General features: G+C 64.8%; 13 protein-coding genes. 7 read left to right on the top strand and 6 right to left on the bottom strand.

Features of this window, described 5'->3' with window-relative positions:
• Position 1: 1 nt before the first annotated feature.
• From bioC to bioB, 4 genes are read right to left on the bottom strand one after another with little or no spacing between them, the layout of a single operon-like run.
• Positions 2 to 820 (bottom strand): malonyl-ACP O-methyltransferase BioC, encoded by an 819-nt coding sequence (bioC, locus tag CAF78_RS14000; RefSeq protein WP_085676263.1) that lies wholly within the window; start codon positions 818 to 820, stop codon positions 2 to 4.
• The gene (locus tag CAF78_RS14005) at positions 813 to 1544 is read right to left on the bottom strand and encodes an alpha/beta fold hydrolase (protein WP_085676264.1); all 732 of its coding nucleotides are present in this window, start codon (positions 1542 to 1544) and stop codon (positions 813 to 815) included. The genes bioC and CAF78_RS14005 overlap by 8 nt, the downstream gene beginning before the upstream one ends.
• Positions 1537 to 2709: an 8-amino-7-oxononanoate synthase gene (gene bioF, locus CAF78_RS14010; RefSeq protein ID WP_085676265.1), complete on the bottom strand. Its 1173-nt coding sequence runs from the start codon at positions 2707 to 2709 to the stop codon at positions 1537 to 1539. The genes CAF78_RS14005 and bioF overlap by 8 nt, the downstream gene beginning before the upstream one ends.
• Position 2710: 1 nt before the next feature.
• The gene (bioB, locus tag CAF78_RS14015; protein WP_085676266.1) at positions 2711 to 3769 is read right to left on the bottom strand and encodes a biotin synthase BioB; all 1059 of its coding nucleotides are present in this window, start codon (positions 3767 to 3769) and stop codon (positions 2711 to 2713) included.
• 89 nt (positions 3770 to 3858) lie between these two features.
• On the opposite strand from bioB, the gene CAF78_RS14020 reads away from it, so the two are divergent.
• Genes CAF78_RS14020 through rarD form a run of 4 tightly spaced genes read left to right on the top strand, consistent with a single transcriptional unit; the run spans position 3859 to position 7364 of the window.
• Positions 3859 to 4596, top strand: a complete 738-nt coding sequence (locus tag CAF78_RS14020; protein ID WP_085676267.1) for a ComF family protein — start codon at positions 3859 to 3861, stop codon at positions 4594 to 4596.
• A 26-nt stretch (positions 4597 to 4622) separates the two neighbouring features.
• Positions 4623 to 5387 (top strand): TOBE domain-containing protein, encoded by a 765-nt coding sequence (locus tag CAF78_RS14025; protein WP_085676268.1) that lies wholly within the window; start codon positions 4623 to 4625, stop codon positions 5385 to 5387.
• A gap of 59 nt (positions 5388 to 5446) precedes the next feature.
• Positions 5447 to 6421 (top strand): serine/threonine protein kinase, encoded by a 975-nt coding sequence (locus CAF78_RS14030; RefSeq protein ID WP_085676269.1) that lies wholly within the window; start codon positions 5447 to 5449, stop codon positions 6419 to 6421.
• A gap of 55 nt (positions 6422 to 6476) precedes the next feature.
• A complete protein-coding gene (rarD, locus tag CAF78_RS14035; RefSeq protein WP_085676270.1) occupies positions 6477 to 7364 on the top strand; it encodes an EamA family transporter RarD in 888 nt (295 codons plus the stop codon).
• A 248-nt stretch (positions 7365 to 7612) separates the two neighbouring features.
• On the opposite strand, the gene CAF78_RS14040 is transcribed toward rarD, so the two are convergent.
• Positions 7613 to 8131 (bottom strand): glycine cleavage system protein R, encoded by a 519-nt coding sequence (locus CAF78_RS14040; protein WP_085676271.1) that lies wholly within the window; start codon positions 8129 to 8131, stop codon positions 7613 to 7615.
• 451 nt (positions 8132 to 8582) lie between these two features.
• On the opposite strand from CAF78_RS14040, the gene CAF78_RS14045 reads away from it, so the two are divergent.
• A complete protein-coding gene (locus tag CAF78_RS14045) occupies positions 8583 to 10760 on the top strand; it encodes a malate synthase G (RefSeq protein WP_085676272.1) in 2178 nt (725 codons plus the stop codon).
• Positions 10761 to 10860: 100 nt separating this feature from the next.
• Here the strand turns inward: CAF78_RS14045 and CAF78_RS14050 are convergent, their stop codons facing one another.
• Complete coding sequence (locus CAF78_RS14050; protein ID WP_085676273.1) at positions 10861 to 11400, bottom strand: response regulator; 540 nt, start codon at positions 11398 to 11400, stop codon at positions 10861 to 10863.
• Between the two features lie 115 nt (positions 11401 to 11515).
• Here CAF78_RS14050 and CAF78_RS14055 point away from each other — a divergent pair, with 115 nt between their 5' ends.
• Positions 11516 to 13453: a DUF294 nucleotidyltransferase-like domain-containing protein gene (locus CAF78_RS14055; protein WP_085676274.1), complete on the top strand. Its 1938-nt coding sequence runs from the start codon at positions 11516 to 11518 to the stop codon at positions 13451 to 13453.
• Positions 13450 to 14160, top strand: a complete 711-nt coding sequence (locus CAF78_RS14060) for a PolC-type DNA polymerase III (RefSeq protein ID WP_085676275.1) — start codon at positions 13450 to 13452, stop codon at positions 14158 to 14160. The genes CAF78_RS14055 and CAF78_RS14060 overlap by 4 nt, the downstream gene beginning before the upstream one ends.
• Positions 14161 to 14241 lie beyond the last annotated feature (81 nt).

Genomic DNA, 14241 nt, shown 5'->3' on the forward strand with positions numbered 1-14241 from the left:
CTCATGCCTGTGGCTTGCGCATCACACCATAGACCACCTGGTAGGTGGCGGGCAGCCCCTGGGGCTGGCGAAACGCTTCGTAGGCCTGCAGAAGGCCTTGCATGCGCGCCCGGCCGGTCAGGCCAGAGGGCCGCCCGGGGTTGAGGTTGTGGGCGCCCAGGGCCTTGAGCTCATGGGTCAGGCTACGCACATCGGGGTAGTGCAGCACATGCGGCTGACGCTGCAGGCTGAGCTGTTCAAGGCCACTGGCAGCACACAGGCGCTGATAGTCTTCAAACCTGCGGAAGCGATTGACATGCACCATGCCATCCACCGCCTGCCAGCTGGCGCGCAACTCATCGAGCGTACCGACGCACAGGCTGCTGAAGGCCAGCACGCCACCCGGGCGCAGTACGCGCCGGGCCTCGTCCAGCACACTGGCGAAGTGGCCGCACCACTGCACCGCGAGGCTGGTGAACACCAGGTCGACGCAGGCATCGCCCAGCGGCAGGCGCTCGGCATCACCGGCAACATGGTAGTGCGCCCCGCCGCGCTCGCCACGGGCATGGCGCAACATGCCTTCGGCGATATCCACAGCCACACCGGTTGCCTGTTCGAAGCGTTCACCGAGCACCCGGCTGAAATACCCGGTGCCACTGCCAAGGTCCAGCCAGCGTGTCGGCGCCAGGTCATCGGGCAACTGGTTCAGCAAGCTCACGCCCACGGCGCGCTGCAGGGCCGCGACGCTGTCGTAGCTGGCCGCCGCACGGGAGAACGAGGCGGCCACCTGGCGCTTGTCCGGCAACGCGCCGGGCAGGGTTGGACGGGAAAGGTCAGTCATCGCCACTCTCATGCAGGAAACTCTTGATGCCCGCCGCCAGCTCCTGTGGATATTCCAGCAGGAAGGCATGGGAACTGTCTTCGACCAGGCCGACTTCCACATCGGGCAGCAGCTCGCTCAGCGCCTTGGCCGCCTCGGCCGGCACCAGCGCGTCGCTGCCGGCGAACAGGTGCAACTGCGGGCCGCCATAGGCCTGCAGTGCTTCACGGGTATCGAGCTGCGCCAGCACTTCAAGGCCGGTGGCCAGGTACAGCGGATCGGTGTCTGGCACCCCGACACCCAGTTGGCGCAGCAGCGTGCGCGGTTGCAGGGCACCTTCGCTGCACAGCGTGCGGAAGCGCTTGAGGGTCACCGAGGTGTGGCTGCGGCAACCGTCGAGGAAGGTGCCGAAGGTGTCGTCGGCCATGCCGTGGGGCCAGCCGGGGCGGGCCACGAAACTGGGGTTGCTGCCCAAGGTCAGCAAGCCGCAGCAATGGTCGCCGCGCTTGCGCGCCAGCTCGCTGGCGAGCATGCCGCCGAGCGACCAGCCACCCAGCCAGGTATCGCTGGGCAATTTGCGGTCAAGGTAGTCAACCCACGCCTGCACATCGGCATCGGCCAGTTCCGGCAGCGGCATCAGCTCGACCTGCAGGCGGGCATCCTGGGCCCGCAGGCTGGCGGCGAGCGGCTCGAGGGCGGCGGTGCCCAAGCCCCAGCCGGGAAGAAGGATCAAACGGTTACGCATCGGCGGCCTCCAGCTGTGGATAACACTCGGCCAATGCATTCAACAATAGCTGCACCTGCGCCTCGCTGTGCGCCGCGCTCAGGGTGACCCGCAGGCGGGCACTGCCGGCAGGCACGGTGGGCGGGCGGATGGCGGTCACCAGCAGGCCACGGTCACGCAGCATGCGCGACAGCTTGAGGGCCTGGGCACTGTCGCCGATCAGGATCGGCTGGATCGGCGTCGGGCTGTCCATCAGCTGCAGGCCGATTTGCCCGGCCCCCTCACGGAACTGGCGAATCAGCGCGGCCAGGTGCTCGCTGCGCCAGGTTTCGCGGCGCAGCAGCTCCAGGCTCTTGAGCGTGGCGCAGGCCAGCGCCGGGGGCTGGCTGGTGGTGTAGATGTACGGACGGGCGAACTGCACCAGTGCTTCGATCAGCTCCTCACTGCCGGCGACGAAGGCACCGGCGGTGCCACAGGCCTTGCCCAAGGTGCCGATCAGCACCGGCACCTCGTCGATGCCCAGGCCGAAGTGCTCGACGATGCCGCCACCTTGCTTGCCCAAGGTGCCCAGGCCATGGGCGTCGTCGACCATCAGCCAGGCACCACGTGCGCGTGCGACGCTGGCCAGCGCGGGCAGGTCGGCGAGGTCGCCATCCATGCTGAACACGCCGTCAGTCACCACCAGCGTGTTGCCGGTGGCCTTGCCCAGGCGGTTGGCCAGGCTGGTAGCGTCGTTGTGCAGGTAGCGGCTGAAACGCGCACCGCTGAGCAACCCGCCATCGAGCAGCGACGCGTGATTGAGGCGGTCCTGCAGCACGGTGTCGCCCTGCCCCACCAGTGCGGTGATGGCGCCAAGGTTGGCCATGTAGCCTGTGGAAAATAGCAGCGCGCGCGGGCGGCCGGTCAGTTCGGCCAGCGCCTCTTCGACGGCATGGTGCGGCGCGCTGTGGCCGACCACCAGGTGCGAGGCACCGCCACCGACACCCCAGCGTTCGGCGCCAGCCTGCCAGGCGGTGATCACTTCAGGGTGGTTGGCCAGCCCCAGGTAGTCATTGCTGCAGAAGGCCAGCAACCGCTGGCCGTCGACCACGACCTCAGGCCCCTGTGGGCTCTCCAGCAATGGCCGCTGCCGATACAGGTCTGCGGCGCGCCGTTCGGCCAGGCGCGCCGCCAGGTCGAAGGCCATCTCAGGCCGTTGCTGCGTCGTAGAACAGCTCGCTGCTGCGTTGCTCGACCAGGGCCTGCTCGATAGCCGCCTGGTGCACCTCGTCGGCATGCTCTTCGCGCGCTTCAGGCTTGATGCCCAGGCGGGCGAACAGTTGCATGTCCTTGTCGGCCTGCGGGTTGGCGGTGGTCAGCAGTTTCTCGCCGTAGAAGATCGAGTTGGCGCCAGCCATGAAGGCCAATGCCTGCATCTGCTCGTTCATCTGCTCGCGCCCGGCGGACAGGCGCACGTGCGACTTGGGCATGAGGATACGGGCGACCGCCAGCATGCGGATGAAGTCGAACGGGTCGACGTCCTCCTCCTCGGCCAGCGGGGTACCGGCGACCTTGACCAGCATGTTGATCGGCACCGACTCCGGGTGCTCGGGCAAGTTGGCCAGCTGGATCAGCAGCCCGGCGCGGTCGTCCAGCGACTCGCCCATGCCGAGGATGCCGCCGGAGCAGATCTTCATCCCGGCGTCACGCACGTAGGCCAGGGTCTGCAGGCGCTCGCCATAGGTACGGGTGGTGATGATGCTGCCGTAGAATTCCGGCGAGGTGTCGAGGTTGTGGTTGTAGTAGTCCAGGCCCGCCTGGGCCAGGGCCACGGTCTGCTCCTGGTCGAGCTTGCCGAGGGTCATGCAGGTTTCCAGGCCCATGGCCTTGACGCCTTTGACCATCTCCAGCACGTAGGGCATGTCCTTGGCCGACGGGTGCTTCCAGGCCGCACCCATGCAGAAGCGGGTGGAGCCTATCGCTTTGGCGCGCGCGGCTTCCTCGAGGACCTTCTGCACTTCCATCAGCTTCTGTTTTTCCAGCCCGGTGTTGTAGTGGCCGGACTGCGGACAATATTTGCAATCTTCCGGGCAGGCGCCGGTCTTGATCGACAGCAGCGTCGAAACCTGTACTCGGTTCGGGTCGAAATGCGCGCGGTGCACGCTCTGCGCCTGGAACAGCAGGTCATTGAAGGGCTGCTGGAACAATGCCTTGACCTCAGGCAGGGACCAGTCGTGACGTGTTGTTGCAGTTGTGCTGGCGCTCATCGGCGTTTCCTTGTTTAGGCTGTAACTGGCGCCGAGGCACAAGTGCCCGCCAGCGCATCACGGATAGCTCGCATAGTCATGGAAGGCCTATGAACTGTCAACCTTGGTTAAAAGCACTGGTTTACAAGTGTATAAATATTAACCATACCTGTTTGCTGTGCAATGAAACTGCCGAACAGCACTATCCACTGTGTGTGCCCTGCGAGCAGGAGCTGCCCTGGCTCAATGATCACTGCCTGCGCTGCGCCTTGCCCTTGCCGATGGCCGGCCTGATCTGCGCCCAGTGCAGCCGCCGCCCGCCAGCCTTCGATGAGGTGGTTGCGCCCTGGCACTATGGGTTTCCGCTGGACACGCTGATCAGCCGCTTCAAGCACAACAGCCAATGGCCGCTGGGTCGGCTGATGGCCGAAATGCTGAGCCTGAACCTGCGCCACCGCTTTCAGGAAGGCCTGCCCAAACCCGACCTGCTGCTGCCCGTACCGCTGGCGCGGCGTCGACTGCGCGAGCGGGGCTTCAACCAGGCCGGCATGCTCGGGCGTTGGCTGTCGCAAGCACTGGCTATTGGATGCGATGAGCGTTTGTTGCTGCGCACGCGAGAAACACCGGCTCAACAACACCTGGATGCCCGGGCACGCCAGCGCAATCTGCGCCGGGCGTTCGCGCTGGCCAGCGCGGCATCGCTCAAAGGCAGGCACGTCGCCGTGATCGATGACGTGCTGACCACCGGGGCCACCGCCCAGGCTATCGCGCAACTGCTGCGTCAGGCCGGTGCGCGAAGGATCGATGTGTATTGCCTGGCACGTACGGCAAAACCGGGGCAAGCTTGACGGGTCAGTTTCAGATAGGCGCCACCATGTCCCTGCCCGCTCTCCTCACCCAGCACATCGCCCGTCGCCCGCAGCGCATCGCCCTGCTTCAGCATATTGCCGAACAAGGCTCGATCACCCGCGCGGCCAAGGCTGCCGGCATCAGCTACAAGGCAGCCTGGGATGCGATCGATGAACTCAACAACCTGGCCAGCCAGCCCCTGGTCGAGCGCAGCACGGGCGGCCGAGGCGGGGGTGGCGCAAGGCTTTCGGCGGAGGGTGAGCGGGTGCTGCGCCTGTACCAGAAAGTGCAGGCACTGCAGGCGCAGATTCTCGAAGCGGCGGAAGAGTCCAGCGACCTCGACCTGCTAGGCCGCCTGATGCTGCGCACCAGTGCGCGCAACCAGTTGCAGGGGCAGGTCAGCGGGTTGCGCAGGGAGGGCCGCCATGACCGGGTCAGCCTGGCGCTGGGCGGCGGGCTGGAGATCGACGCGTTGATCACCCATGACAGCACGGCGCGGCTGGAGCTGACGCTGGGGGCCACGGTGATGGCACTGCTCAAGGCCGGGTGGGTGCAGTTGCTGGCAGCGGGTGATGAAGCCGAGGCCGACAGCAATGTGCTGAACGCCACCGTCGAAGAGGTGCTGACCGATGCTCAGGGCGACAGTGAAGTGCGGTTGGCGCTGGGCAATGGGCAGACGCTCTGTGCGTTTGCCGAGGCGCGCTGGCTGGCCGGGCAGGCCGTCAGTGAGGGGAGCAAAGTGCGTGTGCAGTTTCATCCATCCTATGTGTTGCTCGGGGTGCCGGTTTAGCCTGGGCAGGCCATGGAATGGGTTACCATGCCGACATGTCGCCCATCCCCGGAGCCCCCATGTCCCACCCCTTCGACACCCTCACCCCCGACCTGGTCCTGGACGCCGTGGAAAGCCTGGGTTTTCTCAGCGATGCCCGGGTGCTGGCGCTGAACAGCTATGAGAACCGCGTCTATCAGGTGGGCATCGAAGATTCGCAACCGTTGATCGCCAAGTTCTACCGCCCGGGCCGCTGGAGCGATGCGGCGATCCTCGAAGAGCACCAGTTCACCGCCGAGCTCGCCGACTGCGAAGTGCCGGTGGTCGCGCCGTTGCCACACGGTGGCCAGACCCTGTTCGAACACAAGGGCTTCCGCTTCACCCTGTTCCCGCGCCGTGGCGGCCACGCGCCGGAGCCTGGCAACCTTGACCAACTCTACCGCCTCGGCCAGCTGCTCGGCCGCCTGCATGCCGTGGGGGCCGCGCGCCCGTTCGAACACCGTGAAGCGCTGGCTGTGGACAACTTCGGCCACGCCTCGCTGAACACCCTGCTCGACGGTGGCTTCGTCCCCAAGGAGCTGCTGCCCGCTTTCGAGTCCGTGGCTCGCCACCTGCTCGAGCGGGTCGAGGATGCCTACGCCCGCACCCCGCACCAGGTCATCCGCCTGCATGGCGACCTGCACCCCGGCAACCTGATGCACCGCGACGAGGTGTACCACGTGGTCGACCTCGATGACTGCCGCATGGGCCCTGCGGTGCAGGACCTGTGGATGATGCTCGCCGGCAGCCGCGAGGAACGCCTGGGGCAACTGGCCGAACTGGTCGACGGCTACAACGAGTTCCACGACTTCGACCCGCGCGAACTGGCCCTCATCGAACCCTTGCGCGCCCTGCGCCAGCTGCATTACAGCGCCTGGCTGGCACGACGCTGGGATGATCCGGCGTTCCCGCCGAGCTTCCCGTGGTTCGGCCAGCCGCGCTATTGGGGTGACCAGATCCTCGCGTTGCGCGAGCAACTGGCAGCACTGGACGAGCAACCACTGAAATTGTTCTAGAAGCAAGCGCGCCTCTGTCTACAATAGGCCTCGCTTTACTGAGCAAGGACTCTCCATGCACGCTGCAAACCCGCGCCGCGGGTACCTTCTGGGCCTTGGCGCCTACATCATCTGGGGCTTGTTCCCACTGTACTTCAAAGCTATCCAGAGCGTTCCGGCGGTGGAGATCATCGTCCATCGGGTGCTCTGGTCGGCGCTGTTCGGTTCACTGTTGCTGCTGGTGTGGAAGCACCCCGGCTGGTGGCGCGAGCTGCGCGAGAACCCGCGCCGGCTGGCAATTTTGGCCCTGAGCGGTACCTTGATCGCCGGCAACTGGCTGACGTATGTCTGGGCGGTGAACAACGGGCGCATGCTCGAAGCCAGCCTGGGTTACTACATCAACCCGTTGATCAATGTACTGCTGGGCATGCTGCTGCTCGGCGAGCGCCTGCGCCGCCTGCAATGGCTGGCGGTGGCCATGGCGGCGGTGGGCGTTGCGCAGCAGGTATGGCAGGTGGGCAGCCTGCCGTGGGTGTCGCTGGCACTGGCCCTGAGCTTCGGTTTCTATGGCCTGATCCGCAAACAGGCACCGGTAGCGGCGCTGCCCGGCCTGGTGGTGGAAACCTGGATGCTGGTGCCGTTGGCATTGGGCTGGATGCTGCTGCACCCGGCGGCGATAAGCGCTCAGGCTGACTTCTACAGCACCAGCGAGGCGCTGTGGCTGATCGCGGCAGGGCCGGTAACACTGGTGCCGCTGGTGTGCTTCAACGCAGCAGCACGCCACCTGCCCTACACCACCCTGGGCTTCCTGCAATACCTGGCGCCAACCTTGGTGCTGCTGCAGGCGGTGCTGCTGTTCGATGAGCACCTGTCGTCGAGCAGCTTGATGGCGTTCCTGTTCATCTGGGCGGGGTTGGCGGTCTATAGCGTCGATGCCTGGCTCAATCTGCGCAAGCGCGCCTGATCAAAAAACGATCAAAACCTTGCAGGCCACGTCGTTCGTGGCCTGCAGCAACATCTCCAAAGGTTATCCACACCCTCGTCCCCGTGCTTTGTGCACAAGCGGCTGATTTCTGTACGTTTTTTGCTCAAACCTCGGGAAGGCTTGCCGTTGCTGGGCTGGCGAGGTGCACCCCCAGCTTATCCACAGGGCCGTCCCCGTGAAATCGGGATAACCGCCATGGGGCGCGAAGCGGCCCCGGCAATTGCAGATCAATCCTCAGGCCGCAACTTCAACTCCACCATCAAATCGTCCGCCAGGCTTTCCAGCTTCTGCTGCAATTCGTCCAGCGACAACGTCAAAGGCAACGCCAGCAAGGCATCGGCATGGAACAGTGGCTCACTGCTCATCGGCGCCGGCCGCACTTCGGTGGTGAAGCGCTCCAGGTTCACCCCCTGGTCCGCCAGCAAGCGGGTGATATCGCGCACGATGCCTGGGCGGTCGTTGCCCACCAGCTCCATGGCAATCGGTTTCCAGGTGCATGACGGTTCGATGCCACTCTCGGCGATCAGCACGCGAATATCGTATTGCCCAAGCGCCTGCAGCGACTTCACCAGCTCGTCGTAGTTTTCCGCCGGCACCGCCACCCGCAGGATCCCGGCAAACTGCCCGGCCATCCGCGACATGCGGCTCTCCAGCCAGTTGCCGTTATGATCGGCGATGCACTGGGCAATGCGTTCGACCTGGCCGGCCTTGTCCGGGGCAATCACGGTCAATACAAGATGATCCACAGGCCCTTCCTCTGCGTCGGGCCGCCCGAGGCGGCGTAAATACGGGGGATCGACTCAGTATAGGCAAGGCGCGGCAACCTGCCGCAGGGCAATCCGCACAAACAATCGTGTACTGTTTCAAGATTTATCTGGAACAATCCACCGGTTTTTTGCGAACATACGTTCTCCCAGCGTGACCATACGCGACCAACCGGTCGCATAACGGCGCTTTTAGTCTGATTTTGCCTCGCCTACTGCTTCATGTAGTATCCCGTGGCGCGGACTACAAAACGTCGTTTGGATGTCTGCCAAGGCGCCTGTGAAAATACGCACACTGTCTGCCAGCCCGTCTGGCAGGCCGCACCCAGCCGCGCTCGCGCCATCCGACGAGGGCAAGCACTGGAACGTGTTTAGAGAAGCGCTACAGGCTTAATACAGAAGAGCGAAATAGCTGAGCAGAGTGAGGCAAGCAATGACTGGATACGTTCAAGTCGGTGGCCTTCAGGTCGCCAAGGTCCTGTACGACTTCGTCAACAACGAAGCCATGCCGGGGACCGGCATCGTCGCCGAGCAGTTCTGGGCCGGTGCAGAGAAGATCATCAATGACCTCGCTCCAAAGAACAAAGCCCTGCTCGCCAAGCGCGACGAGCTGCAAGCCAAGATCGACGCCTGGCACCAGGCACGCAAAGGCCAGGCACACGACGCCGTAGCCTACAAAGCATTCCTCCAGGAAATCGGCTACCTGCTGCCACAAGCCGACGATTTCCAGGCCACCACCCAGAACGTGGACGAAGAAATCGCCCACATGGCCGGCCCGCAGCTGGTCGTCCCGGTGATGAACGCCCGCTTCGCCCTGAACGCCGCCAACGCCCGCTGGGGTTCGCTGTACGACGCCCTGTACGGCACCGACGCCATCAGCGATGAAGGCGGCGCCGAGAAAGGCCAGGGTTACAACAAGCTGCGTGGCGACAAGGTCATCGCCTTCGCCCGCGCCTTCCTCGACGAAGCCGCGCCCCTGGCAGCCGGCTCCCACGTCGACTCCACCGGCTACCGCATCGAAGGCGGCAAACTGGTCGTCGCCCTGAAAGGCGGCAGCAACAGCGGCCTGCGTGATGACGCCCAGCTGATCGGCTTCCATGGCGACGCCAAGGCACCGACCGCCGTACTGCTCAAGCACAACGGCCTGCACTTCGAGATCCAGGTCGATGCCAGCACCCCGGTCGGCAGCACCGATGCCGCCGGCGTCAAAGACATCCTGATGGAATCGGCCCTGACCACCATCATGGACTGCGAAGACTCGGTCGCCGCCGTCGATGCCGACGACAAGGTCATCGTCTACCGCAACTGGCTGGGCCTGATGAAAGGCGACCTGGCCGAAAGCGTGAGCAAAGGCGGCAAGACCTTCACCCGCACCATGAACCCGGACCGCGAATACGCCGCGCCCAACGGCGGCAGCGTAACCCTGCACGGCCGTTCGCTGCTGTTCGTGCGCAACGTCGGCCACCTGATGACCAACCCGGCGATTCTCGATGGCCAGGGCAACGAAATCCCTGAAGGCATCCAGGACGGCCTGTTCACCAACCTGATCGCCCTGCACAACCTCAACGGCAACACCAGCCGCAAGAACACCCGCAGCGGCAGCGTGTACATCGTCAAGCCGAAGATGCACGGCCCGGAAGAAGTCGCCTTCGCCGCCGAAATCTTCAGCCGCGTCGAAGACCTGCTGGGCATGCAGCGCAACACCGTCAAGGTCGGCATCATGGACGAGGAGCGCCGTACCACGGTCAACCTGAAGTCCTGCATCAAGGCAGCCGCCGAGCGCGTGGTGTTCATCAACACCGGCTTCCTCGACCGCACCGGTGACGAAATCCACACCTCGATGGAAGCCGGCGCCGTGGTGCGCAAGGGCGCCATGAAGAACGAGAAGTGGATCGGCGCCTACGAGAACAACAACGTCGACGTCGGCCTGGCCACCGGCCTGCAAGGCCGTGCGCAGATCGGCAAGGGCATGTGGGCCATGCCGGACCTGATGGCCGCCATGCTCGAGCAGAAGATCGCTCACCCGCTGGCCGGCGCCAACACCGCCTGGGTACCGTCGCCAACTGCCGCCACCTTGCATGCCCTGCACTACCACAAGGTCGACGTGCAAGCGCGTCAGCGCGAGCTGGCTGCACGCACCCCGGCTTCGGTCGATGACATCCTGACCATCCCGCTGGCGGCCGACACCAACTGGTCGGCTGAAGAGATCCGCAACGAACTGGACAACAACGCCCAGGGCATCCTCGGCTATGTCGTGCGCTGGATCGACCAAGGTGTGGGTTGCTCGAAGGTCCCGGACATCAACGATGTCGGCCTGATGGAAGACCGCGCCACCCTGCGCATCTCGGCCCAGCTGCTGGCCAACTGGCTGCGCCATGGCGTGGTCAGCCAGGAGCAGGTGCTGGAAAGCCTCAAGCGCATGGCCGCAGTGGTCGACAAGCAGAACGCCGGTGACGCCCTGTACCACCCGATGGCGCCGAACTTCGACGACAACGTCGCGTTCCAGGCGGCCATCGAGCTGGTGATCGAAGGTGCCAAGCAACCGAACGGCTACACCGAGCCGGTGCTGCACCGCCGTCGTCGCGAGTTCAAGGCGCGTAACGGGCTGTAAGGTCGATTCGCGGGCAAGCCCGCTCCCACAGGTACACCGCTGCTCTCAAAGGCAGCGCATTACCTGTGGGAGCGGGCTTGCCCGCGAATGCCCTACTCCGCTATTCGATCCGTAACTCTCTTTTCACCAACCCCAGCAGCTTCCCCAGATCCACCGGTTTCAGCAGAAAATCCACCACCCCTAGGTGCATCACGTCCACCGCCTCCTTCACATCGGTGTCGCCCGACACCACGATGATCGACAATGCCGCCCGCTCCGACTCGCGAATCTGCCGGATCAGTTCAAGGCCATCGTTGGGTTGCATGCGAAGGTCAGTGATCATCAGGGCGATGCGCGGTTCGTAATGCAGCTTGAGCATTGCCTCCTGCGCCCCGTCAGCAGTCATGCTCTCGATGCCCCTGCTCTTCAGGTACAGCTTCAGCGCCTCGCTGTTGACCGGGTTGTCATCGACAACCAAAACCACTGGACTCGGCGCAACGGGTGCGCTCACCACGGCCAATGCCTCGCGTTCGGCGTCACTCAGGATGTCGTCATGCTCAGCCATGGTCATCTCGTCAAAAAAACTTCGCTCAGTGGTTAGGACCGCAAAAGCCCGGTAACCCGGTTCGCCTTTCGTCGGGTCTTTGACAGCGCGGCCCATAGACTTACGTCCAATGGGCACCATCCCGCTGCCAGCCGACCATGGGGACCGAGAACAACAAGGCCGCACCTATATATAGATATATATAGTTCGGCGTAGCGATACGGTCAGTGTCATGAGCAAAAAGGACGCCTACACTCAGGCGGGCAGAACGGCAGTACTGCAGAACATCCAGGGCACCTTGCAGTTCCTGCAGCGTTTCCCGCCGTTCAACCAGATGGAGCAGAGCCACCTGGCCTTCCTGGTGGAACAGTGCCAGCTGCGCTTCTATGCCAGCGGCGAAAGCATCATCAAACCCACGGACGGGCCGGTCGAGCACTTCTACATCGTCAAGCAGGGCCGTGTGGTCGGCGAGCGCCAGCACCTGGTCAAGCCCGGGGTGGAAACCACCTTCGAGATCACCAGCGGCGAATGCTTCCCGCTGGCGGCACTGCTCGGCGAGCGGGCGACGCGCACCGAACATTTGGCCGGCGAAGACACCTTCTGCCTGCAATTGAACAAAGCCGCGTTCATCCGCGTGTTCTCGATGTCGGAAGTGTTTCGAGATTTTGCACTGCGTGGGGTCAGCAGCCTGCTCGACCAGGTCAACCAGCAGGTACGCCAACGTGCAGTGGAAACCCTCGGCACCCAGTACTCGCTGAATACCCCGCTGGGCGAACTGGCCATGCGTCACCCGGTGGTCTGCGCGCCGGATACACCGCTGCGCGAGGCGGTGCGGCTGATGCATGAACAGCAGGTCGGCAGCATTGTCGTGGTCGACCCGCAGCGCTACCCGGTGGGTATCTTCACCCTGCGCGACCTGCGCCAGGTGGTGGCCGCCGCCGATGCCGACCTCGGTGCGCCGATCGATCAGCACATGACCGCCAGGCCGTTCTACCTCAGCCCCCAGGCCAGCGCCTTCGACGCGGCCATGGCGATGACCGAACGGCATATCGCCCACGTCTGCCTGGTGGACAACCAGCGCCTGTGTGGCGTGGTGTCCGAGCGTGACCTGTTTTCCCTGCAGCGGGTCGACCTGGTGCACCTGGCGCGCACCATCCGCCATGCGCCGCGCCTCGATTCGCTGGTGCAGCTGCGTGGCGAGATCGGCCAGCTGGTCGAGCGCATGCTCGCCCACGGCGCCTCCTCGACGCAGATCACCCAGATCATCACCCTGCTCAACGACCACACGGTGTGCCGGGTGATCGAGCTGGCCATTGCCGAACGTGGCGACCCCGGTGTGCCGTTCAGCTGGTTGTGCTTCGGCAGCGAAGGGCGCCGCGAGCAGACCCTGCACACCGACCAGGACAACGGCATCCTCTTCGAAGCCGCCGACGACACCGAAGCCGAGGCCATTCGCGCACGCCTGCTGCCCTTGGCGCAGTACATCAACCAGTGCCTGGCCCAGTGCGGTTTCACCCTGTGCAAGGGCAACGTCATGGCCGGCAACCCCGAGCTGTGCCTGTCACGCGCGCAGTGGGCACGGCGCTTTGCCGGTTTCGTGCGCGAGGCCAGCCCGGAGAACCTGCTGGGTTCGAGCATCTACTTCGACCTGCGCGTGGTCTGGGGTGATGAACAGGGCTGTGAACAACTGCGCCGGCAACTGCTGGAGCAGGTGGCGGACAACCGCATCTTCCAGCGCATGCTGGCCGACAACGCCCTGCGCCAGCGCCCGCCGGTGGGCCGCCTGCGCGAGTTCGTGCTGACCCGCCAGGGCAACGACAAGGCCGCCACCCTCGACCTCAAGGTCCAGGGCCTGACGCCCTTCGTCGATGGCGCCCGCCTGCTGGCACTGGCCAATGGCATTGGCGCCTGCAACACCCTGGAGCGCCTGCGCCAGCTGGTCGCCAAGGGGGTCATCGAGGCGCTCGACGGCGCTGCCTATGAAGAGGCCTACCACTTCATCCAGCAAACCCGCATGCAGCAGCACCAGCGCCAGACCCGCGACAACCTGCCGTACTCCAACCGTCTCGACCCGGACAGCCTCAACCATCTGGACCGGCGCATCCTGCGCGAATCCCTGCGTCAGGCCCAGCGCCTGCAGAGCAGCCTGGCCCTGCGGTATCAGTTATGAGCCTGTTCGCCTGGCTGCGCCCTGCTGCCCCGCTGCTGGACGATGTCTTGCGCCAGCGCCTGGCGCGGTTGCCCAAGGCCAAGCCGCTGGGCGTATGCCCGTTGCGCGAGCAGCGCTGGGTGGTGCTCGACCTGGAAACCAGCGGCCTCAACCCCAATCGCGACCAAGTGCTGTCGATCGGTGCGGTGGCCATCGAGGACGGGGCCATCGATTTCGCCCAGCAGTTCGAACGCACCCTGCACCGCCCTGAACAGAAAACCAACGCCAGCGTGCTGATCCACGGCCTCGGCCCGAGTGCCCTGGCGGCTGGCTGCAACCCGGCCGAAGCGCTGCTCGACCTGCTCGAATTCATCGGCGACAGCCCGGTGCTGGCGTTCCATGCGCCGTTCGACCAGCGCATGCTGGCCCGTGCCTTGAAACAGAGCCTGGGCCATCGCTTGCAGTTGCCCTTCCTCGACGTGGCGGAACTGGCACCGATGCTCAACCCCGACACCGTGTTGCGCGAGGCCGGGCTGGACGACTGGGTGGCGCGCTTCGGCCTGCAGGTGGATGAGCGTCACCATGCCAGCGCCGATGCGCAGGTCACGGCGGAGCTGGCGCTGATCCTGTTCAGCCAGGCCCGGCGCCAGCAGCTCGACAGCCCGTTGCAGCTGGAGCAGCGACTGAGGGGATGGCGCAGGCGCGCCGCGCATCATCACGGCCTTTAGTTAATCGCTGGCCTCTTCGCGGGCACGCCCGCTCCCACAGGTAACGCGCAGCTTCCAAGGTTGGCGAAAGCCCTGTAGGAG

It is taken from the genome of Pseudomonas sp. R28(2017), from assembly GCF_002112505.1.
Classification (GTDB): domain Bacteria; phylum Pseudomonadota; class Gammaproteobacteria; order Pseudomonadales; family Pseudomonadaceae; genus Aquipseudomonas.

Coding starts and splice junctions, on each gene's coding strand:
- CAF78_RS14005 (WP_085676264.1), bottom strand. CDS start 1,544: ATGCGTAACCGTTTGATCCTTCTTCCCGGCTGGGGCTTGGGCACCGCC.
- bioF (WP_085676265.1), bottom strand. CDS start 2,709: ATGGCCTTCGACCTGGCGGCGCGCCTGGCCGAACGGCGCGCCGCAGAC.
- CAF78_RS14055 (WP_085676274.1), top strand. CDS start 11,516: ATGAGCAAAAAGGACGCCTACACTCAGGCGGGCAGAACGGCAGTACTG.
- CAF78_RS14060 (WP_085676275.1), top strand. CDS start 13,450: ATGAGCCTGTTCGCCTGGCTGCGCCCTGCTGCCCCGCTGCTGGACGAT.
- bioC (WP_085676263.1), bottom strand. CDS start 820: ATGACTGACCTTTCCCGTCCAACCCTGCCCGGCGCGTTGCCGGACAAG.
- bioB (WP_085676266.1), bottom strand. CDS start 3,769: ATGAGCGCCAGCACAACTGCAACAACACGTCACGACTGGTCCCTGCCT.
- CAF78_RS14050 (WP_085676273.1), bottom strand. CDS start 11,400: ATGGGCCGCGCTGTCAAAGACCCGACGAAAGGCGAACCGGGTTACCGG.
- CAF78_RS14020 (WP_085676267.1), top strand. CDS start 3,859: ATGAACTGTCAACCTTGGTTAAAAGCACTGGTTTACAAGTGTATAAAT.
- CAF78_RS14045 (WP_085676272.1), top strand. CDS start 8,583: ATGACTGGATACGTTCAAGTCGGTGGCCTTCAGGTCGCCAAGGTCCTG.
- CAF78_RS14030 (WP_085676269.1), top strand. CDS start 5,447: ATGTCCCACCCCTTCGACACCCTCACCCCCGACCTGGTCCTGGACGCC.
- rarD (WP_085676270.1), top strand. CDS start 6,477: ATGCACGCTGCAAACCCGCGCCGCGGGTACCTTCTGGGCCTTGGCGCC.
- CAF78_RS14025 (WP_085676268.1), top strand. CDS start 4,623: ATGTCCCTGCCCGCTCTCCTCACCCAGCACATCGCCCGTCGCCCGCAG.